General features: G+C 73.9%; 12 protein-coding genes. 9 read left to right on the forward strand and 3 right to left on the reverse strand.

Features of this window, described 5'->3' with window-relative positions; genetic code table 11:
• Nucleotides 1–136: 136 nt before the first annotated feature.
• The 3 genes from ACFWFZ_RS33305 to ACFWFZ_RS33315 are packed head-to-tail and all read left to right on the forward strand — an operon-like array spanning nucleotide 137 to nucleotide 2,841.
• Nucleotides 137–1,099, forward strand: coding sequence for an ABC transporter substrate-binding protein (locus ACFWFZ_RS33305; RefSeq protein ID WP_356815818.1), 963 nt, complete (start codon nucleotides 137–139; stop codon nucleotides 1,097–1,099).
• A gap of 39 nt (nucleotides 1,100–1,138) precedes the next feature.
• Nucleotides 1,139–2,080, forward strand: coding sequence for an amino acid ABC transporter permease (locus tag ACFWFZ_RS33310; protein ID WP_387127570.1), 942 nt, complete (start codon nucleotides 1,139–1,141; stop codon nucleotides 2,078–2,080).
• Nucleotides 2,080–2,841: an amino acid ABC transporter ATP-binding protein gene (locus tag ACFWFZ_RS33315; protein ID WP_387127572.1), complete on the forward strand. Its 762-nt coding sequence runs from the start codon at nucleotides 2,080–2,082 to the stop codon at nucleotides 2,839–2,841. The genes ACFWFZ_RS33310 and ACFWFZ_RS33315 overlap by 1 nt, the downstream gene beginning before the upstream one ends.
• Nucleotides 2,842–2,948: 107 nt before the next feature.
• On the opposite strand, the gene ACFWFZ_RS33320 is transcribed toward ACFWFZ_RS33315, so the two are convergent.
• The gene (locus tag ACFWFZ_RS33320; RefSeq protein ID WP_387127574.1) at nucleotides 2,949–3,740 is read right to left on the reverse strand and encodes a class I SAM-dependent methyltransferase; all 792 of its coding nucleotides are present in this window, start codon (nucleotides 3,738–3,740) and stop codon (nucleotides 2,949–2,951) included.
• A gap of 82 nt (nucleotides 3,741–3,822) precedes the next feature.
• On the opposite strand from ACFWFZ_RS33320, the gene ACFWFZ_RS33325 reads away from it, so the two are divergent.
• Nucleotides 3,823–4,452 carry a CGNR zinc finger domain-containing protein gene (locus ACFWFZ_RS33325; RefSeq protein WP_387127576.1) on the forward strand — a complete coding sequence of 210 codons (630 nt, stop codon included), beginning with the start codon at nucleotides 3,823–3,825 and terminating at the stop codon, nucleotides 4,450–4,452.
• Here ACFWFZ_RS33325 and sodX read toward each other — a convergent pair.
• The gene (gene sodX / locus ACFWFZ_RS33330; protein WP_387127578.1) at nucleotides 4,356–4,778 is read right to left on the reverse strand and encodes a nickel-type superoxide dismutase maturation protease; all 423 of its coding nucleotides are present in this window, start codon (nucleotides 4,776–4,778) and stop codon (nucleotides 4,356–4,358) included. The genes ACFWFZ_RS33325 and sodX overlap by 97 nt on opposite strands.
• Before the next feature lie 171 nt (nucleotides 4,779–4,949).
• Here sodX and sodN point away from each other — a divergent pair, with 171 nt between their 5' ends.
• On the forward strand, nucleotides 4,950–5,345 hold the full coding sequence (gene sodN, locus ACFWFZ_RS33335) for a superoxide dismutase, Ni (RefSeq protein ID WP_030036761.1): 396 nt from the start codon (nucleotides 4,950–4,952) through the stop codon (nucleotides 5,343–5,345).
• A gap of 92 nt (nucleotides 5,346–5,437) precedes the next feature.
• On the opposite strand, the gene ACFWFZ_RS33340 is transcribed toward sodN, so the two are convergent.
• Nucleotides 5,438–5,623 carry a DUF6104 family protein gene (locus ACFWFZ_RS33340; RefSeq protein WP_010061466.1) on the reverse strand — a complete coding sequence of 62 codons (186 nt, stop codon included), beginning with the start codon at nucleotides 5,621–5,623 and terminating at the stop codon, nucleotides 5,438–5,440.
• 134 nt (nucleotides 5,624–5,757) lie between these two features.
• On the opposite strand from ACFWFZ_RS33340, the gene ACFWFZ_RS33345 reads away from it, so the two are divergent.
• The 4 genes from ACFWFZ_RS33345 (at nucleotide 5,758) to fxsA (ending at nucleotide 12,741) form a co-directional block, all read left to right on the forward strand.
• The gene (locus ACFWFZ_RS33345; protein WP_387127581.1) at nucleotides 5,758–7,935 is read left to right on the forward strand and encodes a trypsin-like peptidase domain-containing protein; all 2,178 of its coding nucleotides are present in this window, start codon (nucleotides 5,758–5,760) and stop codon (nucleotides 7,933–7,935) included.
• A 40-nt stretch (nucleotides 7,936–7,975) separates the two neighbouring features.
• Nucleotides 7,976–9,046: an AAA family ATPase gene (locus tag ACFWFZ_RS33350; protein WP_387127583.1), complete on the forward strand. Its 1,071-nt coding sequence runs from the start codon at nucleotides 7,976–7,978 to the stop codon at nucleotides 9,044–9,046.
• Nucleotides 9,047–9,052: 6 nt separating this feature from the next.
• A complete protein-coding gene (locus ACFWFZ_RS33355) occupies nucleotides 9,053–12,448 on the forward strand; it encodes an SAV_2336 N-terminal domain-related protein (protein ID WP_387127585.1) in 3,396 nt (1,131 codons plus the stop codon).
• Nucleotides 12,449–12,543: 95 nt separating this feature from the next.
• The gene (gene fxsA / locus ACFWFZ_RS33360) at nucleotides 12,544–12,741 is read left to right on the forward strand and encodes an FxSxx-COOH cyclophane-containing RiPP peptide (protein ID WP_030658913.1); all 198 of its coding nucleotides are present in this window, start codon (nucleotides 12,544–12,546) and stop codon (nucleotides 12,739–12,741) included.
• The last annotated feature ends 143 nt before the right edge of the window (nucleotides 12,742–12,884 follow it).

A 12,884-nucleotide genomic window follows, 5' to 3' on the forward strand; every position in this document is an offset into this window, starting at 1 on the left:
GATTTTGACCTGACGGGCAGCCTGAATGTCTCAGTCCGAATGGCAAGATGCCGTAATCACACAAGGTCGCGACACTCGATGGTGCGTGTCCGACCGTTTTTCGATGCTTTTCCACCCCTGCCGGAGGAACGAAGCCATGACCGCAAGCACCACCCGTCGTACGACCGCCGCCCGGTCCCGGATCGCCGCGGTCGGCGCGATCGCGGTCGCCGGCGCCCTGATCCTCACCGGCTGTGGCGACCAGACCGACAAGGCGACCTCGACCCCGTCGGGTGCGGCGAACAACAGCAGCGCGCCGCTCTTCTCGAAGCTCCCGAAGAAGATCCAGGACGCAGGTGTGATCAAGGTCGGCACCGACGCGACCTACGCACCGATGGAGTTCACCGAGGGCGGCAAGATCGTCGGCGTCGACCCCGACGTCGCGGCGGCCCTGAGCAAGCAGCTCGGCGTCCAGTTCAAGTTCGAGTCGGGCACCTTCGACACGCTGATCGGCAGCATGCAGACCGGCCGCAGCGACCTGGTCATGTCCTCGCTGACCGACACCAAGGCCCGTCAGGAGGGCCTGGACGACAAGGGCGCCAAGACCGGTGCCGGTGTCGACTTCGTCGACTACTTCTCCGCCTCGACCGGCATCCTGGTCAAGAAGGGCAACCCGGAGGGCATCAAGACCCTCGACGACCTGTGCGGCAAGACGGTCGCCGTGCAGCGCGGCACCACGTACGAGGAGTCCGCGAAGACCCAGGCCGAGAAGTGCAAGACGGACGGCAAGGGCGAGCTGAAGATCGAGTCCTTCCCGACCGACGCCGAGGCCCAGACCCGCGTGAAGGCCGGTGGCGCCGCCGCCGACCTGAACGACTCCCCGGTCGCCGCGTACATCGCGCAGACCGCCGGCGGCGGCAACGACTTCGAGGCCATCGCCAACCCGACCGACGCCGGCCTCTTCGGCATCGCGGTGGACAAGAAGAACACCGAGCTGCGTGACGCGCTCAAGGAAGCCCTCGACGCGATCATCAAGGACGGCACCTACAAGGCCGCCCTGGACAAGTGGAACGCCGGTTCCGGCGCCGTGACCGAGGCCAAGATCAACGCCGGTTCCTGACCTCCGCGTACCACCGCAGCACACTGAAGGGCAGTCACTGTGACTGACAAGCTCGACAAGGACCCGGGCCCGGCGGACACCCCGCCGGCCGGGTCCGTACCCCCCGAGGCGATCCGCGCCATCCCGGTCCGCCACTACGGCCGCTGGATCAGTGCCGTGGTCGTCATCGGCCTGGTCGTGGCGCTCGTCGTCGCCTTCTCCCAGGGCAACGTGCGCTGGGCGACCGTGCCGGAGAAGCTGTTCGACCCCAGCATCCTGCGTGGTGTCGTCAACACGATCTGGATCAGCGTCACCGCCATGGCCCTGGGCCTGGCGCTCGGCGTCCTCTTCGCCGTGATGAGGCTCTCGAAGAACCCGGTGACCAGCACCATCGCCTGGTTCTACATCTGGCTCTTCCGCGGCACCCCGGTGTACGTGCAGCTCCTCATCTGGTTCAACCTCGCCCTGATCTTCCCGATCCTGAACCTCGGGTTCTACAAGGACGAGATGACCCAGGTCATGACGCCGTTCCTGGCCGCCCTGCTGGGCCTCGGCCTCAACGAGGGCGCGTACATGGCGGAGATCGTCCGAGCCGGCATCCAGTCGGTCGACGAGGGACAGACCGAGGCCTCGCACGCCCTGGGCATGACCCGGACGCAGACCATGCGCCGCGTCGTCCTGCCCCAGGCCATGCGGGTGATCGTGCCGCCGACGGGCAACGAGTTCATCAACATGCTCAAGACGTCGTCGCTTGTCGTCGCCGTGCAGTACTTCGACCTGCTGCGCGCGGCCCAGGACATCGCGTCCACCTCGTTCGCGGTGATGGAGATGTTCTTCGTCGCCTCGATCTGGTACCTCGCCCTGACCAGCGTGTTCAGCGTCGGCCAGTACTACCTGGAGCGCCGCTACGCTCGGGGTGCGCTCCGCTCGCTGCCGCCCACGCCGCTGCAGAAGATCAAGGCGAAACTGTCCAGCTTCTCGAACCGCAAGGCGGTGGCCTGATGACTGCCATGGTGAAGGCCGAGGGCGTCCACAAGTCCTACGGTGCGGCGCACATCCTCAAGGGCATCGACCTGGAGGTCGCCCCGCGTGAGGTCTTCTGCCTGGTCGGCCCGTCCGGCTCCGGCAAGTCGACCTTCCTGCGGTGCATCAACCACCTGGAGCAGATCAACGCCGGCCGGCTGTACGTCGACGGAGAGCTCGTCGGCTACCGCCAGAAGGGCGACAAGCTCTACGAGCTCAAGGACAGCGAGGTCGCGGCGCAGCGCCGGGACATCGGCATGGTCTTCCAGCGGTTCAACCTGTTCCCGCACATGACGGCCGTGGAGAACGTCATGGAAGCGCCGGTCATGGTCAAGGGCGAGTCCAAGGCGGTGGCGCGCGAGCGTGCCGTCCGCCTGCTGGACCGGGTCGGCCTCGGGGACAAGGGCGGGAACTACCCCACCCAGCTCTCCGGCGGCCAGCAGCAGCGCGTGGCCATCGCCCGCGCGCTCGCCATGGAGCCGAAGCTGATGCTCTTCGACGAGCCCACCTCGGCACTCGACCCGGAGCTGGTGGGTGACGTCCTGGACGTCATGCGCGACCTGGCCGACTCGGGCATGACCATGATCGTGGTCACGCACGAGATGGGCTTCGCCCGCGAGGTCGGCGACAACCTCGTCTTCATGGACGGCGGCGTCGTCGTCGAGTCGGGCCACCCGCGCGACGTGCTGGGCAACCCCCAGCACGACCGGACGAAGGCATTCCTCTCCAAGGTGCTGTAGTCGGCGGCGCCGGGCGCCGCACGTGGACACGGCCGAGGGGCGGTACGGATTCCCGTACCGCCCCTCGGCCGTGCCGTCGGCGTGTGCGTGCGGGGTCTTCGGATTTCCTACTTCAGACCTAGGACCAGCGCGTCCGAGGGCGAGCGCCACACCGTACGGGCCTCCGCGAAGCCCGCGGCGCGCAGCGTCTCGGCGTGCCAGGCCGCGGAGGGGGTGTCGCCGTCGGCGTGCTCTCCGTAGATCTCGAAGCGGCGGGCGGTGGGCTCGGCCAGCGCCGGCTCGGCGGCGGCCAGGGCCCACCACTCGCGCCAGTCCACCGCCCCGGCCGCCTTGGCCCGGTCCATGCCGGCGTGCCGGTGGGCGCGCTCGGCGGCGTTGATGCGCGGGGTGGCCGGGTCGGGCATGTGGTCGGCGTTCATGAACACCCCGCCGGGGGCCAGGAGCGGGGCGAGCTGCCCGTACAGCACGGCCAGGTCCTTGCTGTGCAGCCAGTGCAGGGCGGTGGCGGTCAGGACGGCGTCGTAGGTGCCGTGGGGGAGGGCCGCACGCCAGTCGGGGTCCTTGAGGTCGGCCGTCACGAACGCGACCCGCTCGTCGCCGGCGAAGTGGCCCCGGGCGATGGTCAACAGCGCGGGGTCGAGATCGACGCCCGTACTGGTGGCTCCCGGGAACCGCTTGAGGACGCGGTCCGTGATACTTCCCGTACCGCATGCGAGATCCAGTACCCGGGGGGTGGGTCCCACCAGTGCCTCGACCATGTCCAGCATCACCCGGAACCGCTCCTCGCGGTCGGGCATGTACCACTCCTGCTGCCGGTCCCAGCTGTCCTGCCAGGCCTGCCAGTCGGTACCGGTCCGCCCCGCGTCGGTCGTGTCCGCCGTGCCCGTCGCATCCGCCATCCCGAACCGCTCCCTACGTAATACCCTCGAAGACGTCTCAGCCGTTACGAGAGACATTAATCCGCAGCCGTAAGGACTACAAGTGGAACTGGCCCATTACTCGGACTTCGCCGTGCGCCTGGTCAACACCGAGGAGCCGGCCCGCAACAAGGACGCGCTCACCTCGGTGGACGCCGTCCGCGCCCTGTTCGGCGCCAGCCAGCAGATGGCCCGCCGCGTCACCGACGGTGACGTCACCCGCTTCCGCAACGTCCGCGGCCGGCTGCGGGCCGTCTTCGAGGCCGCCGACGGCGGCGACGAGGTCCTCGCGGTCGACCTGCTGAACTCGCTGCTCATGGAGTTCCCGGTCAGCCCCCAGGTGTCCGGCCACGAGACCCTCGCCGACGACGGCCGCCCCGACTGGCACATCCACCTCGCCGAACACCCCTCCAACGCCTCGGCCGGATACGCCGCCATGGCCGCCATGGGCCTGGCCTTCGCCCTCACCGAGCACGGCCCCGACCGCCTGGGCATCTGCCAGGCCGCGCCCTGCCGCAACGCCTACCTCGACACCTCCACCAACCGCTCCCGGCGCTACTGCTCCGACCGCTGCGCCACCCGCGCGAACGTGGCCGCCTACCGTGCCCGCAAGCGGCTGGAGGCCGAGGCGTCGGCCCGCAGCACGCGCAGCGACGAGGCCGCCCAGGACAGCCGGGCCCTCACCGAACGCTGATCCTCCACGCGGGGCCGGAACCGCAGCACCGCCGTCGCCAGCACCAACTCGCCGGGCACCGGCCCGTAGTCGGTGCTGTCGCCGGTCTCGTTGTACGGGTTGTCGCCGAGCACCCACCACGAGCCGCCGGGCCGCCGCTCCACCGCGCGCTTGACCACGAGCAGGTCCTGCTGGAAGGGGTGGCGCAGCACCACGATGTCACCCGGCCGGACGGCGGCCCCGTACCGCACCACGAGCCGGTCCCCTTCCAGCAGCGTGGGCACCATCGACGGGCCCGTCACCTCCACCACCTCGAACCGCTTGCGCGGGCGCGCGCTCTCCGCCATGGGTGTCCTCCTCGTCACTCCCGCATGCTGCCGCACGGCCCCGTACATTCGCTCACCGGCCCGGCCGCGACCCTGGACTTTTGTCCTAAGCCCATGGGGGCGCCCGCGAAATCCGGTTCTCCAGCGAGTAAGGTCCCCCCTTGAGAAGACGATCACGAGGAGGACAACTCCATGCTTTCCCGCCTCTTCGCCCCCAAGGCGAAGGTCTCCGCCCACTGCGACCTGCCGTGCGGCGTGTACGACCCTGCCCAGGCCCGCATCGAGGCCGAGTCCGTCAAGGCCGTGCAGGAGAAGTACCAGGCCAACGACGACGCCGACTTCCGCGCGCGCGCCATCACCATCAAGGAGCAGCGCGCCGAGCTCGCCAAGCACCACGTCTCGGTGCTGTGGAGCGACTACTTCAAGCCGCCGCACTTCGAGAAGTACCCGCAGCTGCACACCCTGGTCAACGACACCCTGAAGGCCCTCTCGGCCGCCAAGGCGTCGAACGACCCGGCGACCGGCCAGAAGGCCCTCGACCTCATCGCCGAGATCGACCGCATCTTCTGGGAGACCAAGGCCGCCTGAGCCTTCCTTCCCCGCGCAGAGGGGCCCGTCCGCCATCGCGGACGGGCCCCTCTGCGTACCGGACCGCCTACCGCCCCCGGCAGGTCACCGGCCTACTCGTCCTCGTCGTCCTCGTCGTCCAGCCGGGCCAGCCAGGTGGCCAGGCGTTCCACCGGGACCTCGAAGTCCGGGTTCAGATCGACGAAGGTGCGCAGCTGCTCGGCGAGCCACTCGAAGGTGACCTCCTCCTCGCCGCGCCGCTTCTCCAGCTCCTCGATGCCGCGATCGGTGAAGTACAAGTCGGGCTCCGTGCCGTGATGTGGATGTGCAGGGAATGTTTCCCGCCAGGATAATCCGCGGCGCCCGCGAGACCTCCCGCCCCCGGCGCCGCCGACGCTAGCCTGGACGTCTCACCAGCGGGCGGGGGGCGCGGATGACCGACGGGCGCACGAGCGGGACGGCGCGCGCCTTCGAGCTTCTCGAACCCCTCGTCCAGGCGGCGACGGTACGCGTCCACGCCCCGCCGGGCGGGTATGACAACCCCGGCAGCCATCGGACCGGTCCCACCTGGGGGAGCGGTTTCTTCATCGCCCCCGGCTGGGTCCTGACGTGCGCGCACGTGGTCGGCGAAGGGGGTGCCGCCGTGCGTCTGACCGGTCGCGAGGTCGGCATCACCTTCCACTCCGGCAGACCCCGCTACGGCGGCTCCGGCACCCCGGGCGCCGTCACCGGGACCGTCACCGGGCGCGTGGAGTGCGTCCTGCCCGAGCGCCTGGAGGAACGGCGGCCCGGCCGGCACGCCCTGTGGGACCTGCCCGACCTGGCGCTGATCAGGGTCCTGGCCCCCGTCTCGCACGCCTGCGTCTGGCTCACCGACCGCTCCAGGCCGCGCTTCGACGAGGTCGCCTACTTCGGCTGCACCGAGGACCTCGGCACCCCCGAGATCACCGGCCGCACCACCCGGCTGCGCGGCACCGCCGGGAACGGCGCCGCCATCCGGCTCGCCGACGACGACGAGATCGACCCCGGCATGTCCGGCGGGCCCGTCGTGGACCTGGCCCGCGGCGAGGTCGTCGGCGTCGTCAAGGCCCGCCGGCACACGGGAGGCGGCGGCCTCGCCGTGTCCGTCGTGCAGCTGCGCACCCTGCCGATGGCCGCGCGGGGCCAGGTCGGGCTCTACCGCCGGATCATGCAGGCCCACGACCTGTACCACTACGACCAGCACCTCAGCGACCTCGACAACCGCCGCACCTGGACCGACGTGCACGGCGAACTCCCGCCGCAGGAGCGCGACCCGTACGGCGGCCGCGGCCGGCTCACCCCCGGCGAACGCACCACCCTGTGCGGACTCCTGGCCGAACTGCCCCCGCCGAGCTCCTCCGAGGCCGTACGGGCCCTCGTCGAGGCGGTCCGCGGCGAGGAACCGGACCCGCAGCCGCCGGCCCCGCTGAGCTGGCGCGACGGGCTGGGGCTGCTGCACGACCCGCCGGGCGGGACCGGCGAGGCCGCGGCCATGCTCCGTTACGCCACCGACGTCAGCGTGGCCGAGTACCGCGAGCCCCCGGCGCCGGGTGCCGACGAGGAACTGTGGGACTGGGTACGGGCCACGGCCGAGCGGCTGTGGCGGCCCCTGCGGCGCGAACTCGGCGAGCGCCACGAGCGGGGCCTCGCGGAGCGGGAGCGCCGCCGCCGGGCCTCGGCCGGGCGGGCGGTGGGCGGCCCGCCCCGGAGGGACGGCGGACTGCCGCCCGGGGCGTCGGTCCTGCTGGAGGTGTGGGCGCACGGCTGGGAGCACCTCTACGACTGGCGGGTCTCTGTGCTGGCCGGTCCGGCCCACCCCGGGCGGCTGACCCCCGTGGACTCGGGAGTACGGGCCACCGTGGCGGGTCTGCCGGAACGCTTACGGGCCCCGCTCGCCGAGGCCTTCCGCCGGTGCGACACCCACGTCGCGGCGGCCCTGCTCGAAGTGGCCGTGGCCCCCGAGCTGTTCGGGCTGGCGGTGGAGGACTGGGTGGTGGCCGGCGGAGTACCGCTGGGCGTGCAGCGGCCGGTGGTGCTGCGCCACCCCGGAGGACGGAGCGCCGCCCACGGCCCGGGCAGCCGTCCGGGCGGTCCGGACACCCACCCGGGAGGCCCGCAGGCGCACCCGGCGGACCACGAGGCCGGCCGGGCCGCCGCCCGGTGGGCCCGGGTACAGGCGGGACCGCTCCAGGACGAACGGGCCGACTGCGCGGGGGGCCGCCCGCGCGCACCCTCCGCCGAGTGGCTGTCGGGCCTGCCGGACACCACCGTCCCCGTGCACTGCCGGGCGGCCGACCAGGAGCCCACGCTGGGGTCGCTGCACGCGGTACGGGACGCCGGCTACGGGGTGGCCGTGACCCGCAGGCCGCCCCCGGACCCCGGGGTGTCGTGCGCGCCGTTCCACCGCGGGCTGCGGGAGGAACTGGCCGACGCGGGACGGGCGGAGGTGCTGCCGGTGCGGCTGCAGACGTTGCGGGGCCGGGCGTACGGGGCGGACCCCGACGCCTACTGGGCGGCCGGGGCGGGGCTGGTGTGGGAGGACCCGGCGCGACCGCTGCCGGACGTCGAGCCGCTCCACGGCGACCTGTGACGGCAGCGGGCCCGGCGGATTCGAGGGAGGGACACGCACCATGAACGACGAGTGGTTCATCTACCGCGGGGTCGGCGAGCCCCACGACGGGATCGACGCCCTGCCCGACCCGCCGCCCTGGCGGGACTTCGACGGCGGGCCCGTCGTGGACCCGGGCCGCGCGGCCGCGGCCGCCGAGGGCAACGTCGCCCGGCGGCTCGGGGCGCACCGGCAGGCCGCCGAACTGCACCGGCCGGAACCGGAGGAACTGGAGGCCATCAACGCGGCGCTGTACCTGCGGCGCCCGCTGCTGGTGACCGGCTTCCCCGGAACCGGCAAGTCCACCCTCGCGCACTCCGTCGCCCACGAGCTGAAGCTGGGGCGGGTGTTGCGCTGGCCGGTGGTGTCGCGGACCGTGCTGCAGGACGGGCTCTACCGCTACGACGCCCTCGCACGGCTCCAGGACGTGCAGCTCGCGGCCGGCGGCGCAGCGGCGGCGGGGAGTGCGGGTCCGGGGAATGCCGGGCCGGGGACCGCGGGCTCGGGGGGAACGCCCGCCACCGTATCCGGCATCGGGAAGTACATCCGCCTCGGGCCCCTCGGCACCGCCCTGCTGCCCACCGCCCGGCCCCGCGTCCTGCTGATCGACGAACTCGACAAGAGCGACATCGACCTCCCCAACGACCTCCTGAACGTCCTGGAGGAAGGGGAGTTCGCCCTCCCCGAGCTGGAGCGGGTCGCCGACACCGAGCCCGAGGTCGAGGTGCTCACCGACGACGGGACGAAGGTGCCCGTACGCGGCGGCCGGATCCGCTGCCGCGCCTTCCCCTTCATCGTCCTGACCAGCAACGGGGAACGGGACTTCCCCGCCGCACTGCTGCGCCGCTGTATCCAGCTGGGGCTCGGGCAGCCCGGTGAGAGGCGGCTCGCCACGATGGTCAGCGCCCACCTCGGCGAGGAGGCCGCCCGGCTCGGCGGCGACCTCATCCGCGAGTTCCTGGGCCGCTCCCAGTCCGAGCTGGTCGCCGCCGACCAGCTGCTCAACGCCGTCTACCTCACCCACTACGCCTCCCCGGCGACCCGGGAGGACCTCGCGGACCTGCTCATCCAGCGCCTCGACCGCCCGAGGTGACGGACCGTGCCCGAACCCGCCGCCCCCGAACCCGCCGCCCCCGACCCGGCCGCTTCCGAACCTGCCGCCCCCGGCCCCGCCGATCCCGAAGCCGCCGTGCCGCCGTGTCCCGTCGCGCCGTCCACGACGCAGCCGCCCGCGCCGCCCGCCGCGCCCGGTGTCCGGGAACTCGCCGCCCTGCTGCGGGCCGCCGGGCTGGACCCGTCCGCCGAGGAGCTCTCCGACGCCCTGTGGCTCGCCGGGCACATCCGCGGCCCCCGACCGGACCTGCCCGGCGCCCGGGGACCGGACACCGGGGATGACCCCGAGGACCCGGCCGCGGAACCCGTGGAGCCCGTACGGGCGGACACGGACACCGAGGACCCTGTACGGCTCTACGCCCCCGGGGCACACCACTCGGGCGAGGCCGAGGGCGGCACCCCGGACGAGTCGCCCGAGGAGTACGGCATACCGGTACGCGTGCCCGGGGCCGCCGCCCTGCCCCGCATCCTCGACGTCCAGCGGGCCCTGCGCGCCCTCCAGCGGCACCGCCCGCCCGCCCCGCCCACCCGGCTGGTCATCGACGAAGGCGCCACCGCCGACGCCAGCGCCCGCGCCCTCGGCCTGCTCATCCCGGTACTCCGGCCGGAGAGCCGGCGCGAGGCGACCGTACGGCTCGTGATGGACGCCTCGCCCTCGATGGCCGTCTGGCAGGACATGTTCGAGGAACTGCGCTCCGTCTGCGAGCGGTTGGGCGCCTTCCGGGACGTCCAGGTCCACTACCTGCACCGCCGCCCGGACGGCACGGCGGCGCTCGGCCGCGGCCCCGTACCGGGCGCCGGGCTGCGCTCCGGGGAGCAGTTGCGGGACCCGACCGGCCGCGCCCTGACCATGATGGTCTCCGACTGCGCCGGACCGCTGTGGCGCGAGGGGGCGGCGCAGCGGCTGCTGTACCGCTGGGCCGAGTGCACGCCGTGCATGGTGGTCCAGCCCCTGCCGCAGCGGCTGTGGGCGCGCAGCTGGCTCCCGACCGAGCGCGGCACCCTCGCCCGCCTGGAGGGCGCCGGGCAGAAGCTGCGGTTCCGGCCGGACCGTCCGGCGATGCCGGGGCGGCCCACGGGCGGACTCGCCGTGCCGGTGCTACCGCCGAGCCCGACCGCCCTCGGGGCGTGGGCCCGGCTCGTCGCCGGCCTCGGCACCGGGCCGGTGGCCGCCGAGGTGGGCCGCGTACTGGCCGACCACCCGGCGGCCCCCGTCCCGCCGCCGCCCGCCGTCCGGCCGCCGCGCGAACTCGTCACGCGGTTCCGTTCCTCGGCCGCACCCCGCGCCGTACAGCTGGCGGTGTACCTGTCGGCGGCCCCGCTGACGCTGCCCGTGATGCGGCTGGTGCAGCGCACCATGCTGCCCGACTCCGAACCCTCGGACATGGCGGAGGTGCTGCTCAGCGGGCTGCTGAGGCGCAGCGGACCGGGGCCGGGGCACTGGTACGAGTTCGTCCCCGGGGTACAGGACGTGCTGCTGGGGCCGCTGGGACGGGACGAGGCGGCGCTGGTGCTCAAGCACTGCTCGGAGTACGTACGGGCGCACTTCGGGTCGGGCGTACGCAACTTCCCCGCGCTCGCGGTCGCACAGCTGACCGGCGTCGCGCCGGCGGCGACGGTGGAGGGCCCCGGGGGCGACGAGGAGGAACGCGATGCGCAGGGGCGGCTCCCGCAGGCCTTCGCGCAGGTTTCGGCCAAAGTCGTACGGCGCTACCTGCCCGGGATGCCGCAGGACGGGCAGCCGGTACGGGAACCCCGGGCGGCCCCCCTGATCGCACGGGCCGGGGCGGTGCGCGCCGCCCGCGACCGGCTCGCCGACGCGGACGCCGGCGGCGACGCGGGAGCACGGGCCCTGCACGAGGCCGTGGCGGTCCTGCGGCGGGCCGTGACGTCCCCGGCCGGCCCCGCCGACCCGCCGGAGGAGGCCGAGACGGAACTGGCCGGGGCGCTGCTGCGGTTGTGGGCGGCCGAGCGGGACGCGGAACTTCTCGCCGAGGCGGAGCGGGCCCTGACCGGGCTGCGGACGGCCGCGGCAGGGGCGGTGCGCGGGCGGGTGCTGTACGAACGGGCGCTGGCCGCCGGCCCGGACCCCGCCCTGCTCGCGGCGGCGGACCGCGAGTTCGCGGCGGCGGCCGCGGCCGCCACGGCCGAACCGGAGCTGCGGCGCGACTGCACGGTGCGGCGCGCCGAGACCCTGATCCGGCTCAGCGGCCTGCGCGAGGACCCGGGCGCGCTGTGGGAGGCCCGCGCGGCCCTCGAACCCCTGACAGGTCCGGTTCCGGGCGGTCCCGGCGCGGACCCCGGCCCGGACCCCGAGGCGGACCCGGTGGCTTCCGCCGGGCCGTACCCCGAACTGCAACTGGCCCTCGGCCGGGTCCTGCTGGCGCTCCTGCCCCGCACCCCCGACCCGGCCGAGCGCGCCGCCCTGGCCGAACAGGCGGCGGCCCGCCTCGCGGCGGTCCTGGACGCCACCCCGCCGGGCACCGCGCAGGTTCGCGTGGACCTGGCCGACGCGCTGCGGTACCTGCCCGCACGGCTGGAGGACGCCGCCGGTCAGCTGGCCGCCGCCCTGGAGGAGACGGGCGGGGAAACGGAGCTGCGGGTGGCCGCCCTGCTCTGCCTGGCCCGGGTGCACCGCGAGCGGTACGCACGGGACGCCGACCCGGCGGCGCTGGAGGACGCCGCCGAGGCCTACGGCCGCGCCCGGCGGCTCGTACCCCGCGACGGGGAGGCCTTCGGGGAACTCCTGCCCGAGTGGGGCGACGTACTCCTGGACCGGGCCCGGAGCGCCGGCGGACGCCGCTTCACAGGGGCGGCCGTGCGCGTCCTGCGCGAGAGCCGGGCGGCGGTCCCGCAGTCCGACCCGGGAGCGGCGCACCGGCTGATGCGGCTGGCCACCGGGCTGCGGCTACGGCATGCCTACGACAACGACGCGGTGGACCTGCGGGAGGCGGAGTACCTGCTGGAACTGGCCGTCCGCAACAGCCGCGGCCCGCTGGAACGGGCCCGCGCCTGGCGGGACCACGGCGACGTGCAGCAGGAGATCCACGGCCACACGCGGGCCGCGGACCGCCTCGACCGGGCGGCCGAGTCCTACCGGCTGGCCTGGCGGGCCGCCCTGGAAGCCGACCGCGAGGGCCGCGACGACCACGAGGGCCGCGAGGAGCACCGGGGCCTTCCCGGCCGGGAGGACACCGCCCTGCGTCTGGCCGCGCGCGTGCAGGAGGCCCGCGGGGAGGTGCTGGAGCGGCTGGCACGGCCCCGGGCCGCCCTGGAGGAGTACCGCGCGGCGCTGCAGCTCTGGAAGCGGATCGGCAGCGACCCCGACGGGCGCTCCGAGGGGCTGCGCGCGCGGGTCCGGGCCCTGGAGGCCGGACGGTGACCGGCCGGCCGCTGTTTCCGCCGGCCGGCCGGCGGGAAAGGGCAGTGGACCGTGGGCAAGCGAAGGTTGCGACGCGACAGGGGGAGCTGCGGCACATGGTGACGAAACGTCGGGACACGGCCCCGGCCACCGCCCCGGGATGCCCCGGCCGGCTCCCGGACCTCTCCGGCCTCGACCTTGCCGCCCTGCGCGGGATCGACCACCCCGTACTGGCCCAGGTGATCGAGGGCCTGGTCGAACGCGTGACCCACCCGGCGGAGATCCTGAACGCCTTCGACTCCAGCGCGGCCTGACCGGGAGTCCGGCTCAGGCCGGTGTTCCGGGGCTCATCCCCAGGCCCCGCGGTTCGGCTGCCGTCGGTGTTTCGGCTGCGGGCCGGTGGCTGCTGGGGCTCTGCCCCAGGCCCCGCGCCTCAATCGCCGGCGGGGCTGGGTGG

It is taken from the genome of Streptomyces sp. NPDC060232 (assembly GCF_042726555.1).
Lineage (GTDB): Bacteria > Actinomycetota > Actinomycetes > Streptomycetales > Streptomycetaceae > Streptomyces.